A 670-nucleotide genomic window follows, 5' to 3' on the forward strand; every position below is an offset into this window, starting at 1 on the left:
ACAATGGTGTGGCCGACTAGCGACGACATAATTACGTCGCGCCCTCCATGGATTCGCCAGCTGTAGTCTTCTGCGTACTTCATGATCTGCTCCTTACTGTTTGTGGTGGTTCAGCACCACGTCAACAAAACGCTGACGGTATGCCTCTGGTATTTCTTGGGACACGCGCACCCAGTCGGCCAGAAGCTGCTTAACGGCAAGCGCCGTTTCACGCGGGTCTGATCCGCCAAAGATGGTGGCATCCGTGAAATCCAGACGGGTCTTCTTATTACCAATCTGGAATTGAAACTTGGTGCTGACGCCTACACGCGACACCCGCCCGTACAGGCCCAAGTTCACAAAGGGCTTATTATAACCCGCATGGCTTTGTCTTGTCGAGCAATAAAAGCTGGTGACTCGTACCTGCAACTTGTCAATGATTCGATTTGACATAGCTTAGCGTTTTCTCCACGAGATTGACCACTTCCTTAGGAAGCTTCAGCCCAACCAGATGCCACGAAACGGCCTCGGCCAGCGTCTCCTTGAAGTTCTTCGTCGCGTACTCGGTAATCAGCGGATCGAGATCGGTACGGGTCACCCCACGCACCGGCCACACGGCCCGGATGTCGTCACCATAGTCAGCTTCGAACAGAAGATCGAGTTCTGCAAGAGAGATTTTCGATTGCGACTT

At 53.0% G+C, this 670-nt stretch carries 2 protein-coding genes; both read right to left on the reverse strand.

The window, feature by feature from the left end; translation table 11 throughout:
* Positions 1–93: 93 nt before the first annotated feature.
* Entirely contained in the window at positions 94–432 is a 339-nt protein-coding gene (locus AC1RO3_RS08160) for a hypothetical protein (protein ID WP_481763955.1), read from the reverse strand.
* On the reverse strand, positions 413–670 hold a 258-nt coding region (locus AC1RO3_RS08165; protein WP_481763956.1), incomplete at its 5' end, for a hypothetical protein. The genes AC1RO3_RS08160 and AC1RO3_RS08165, both read right to left, overlap by 20 nt.

It is taken from the genome of Dellaglioa sp. CoH-57-MRSF-19 (assembly GCF_056781975.1).

What these genes read in the sequence shown, in the direction of transcription:
- AC1RO3_RS08160 (WP_481763955.1), bottom strand. Translation starts at nt 432, where the DNA reads ATGTCAAATCGAATCATTGACAAGTTGCAGGTACGAGTCACCAGCTTT.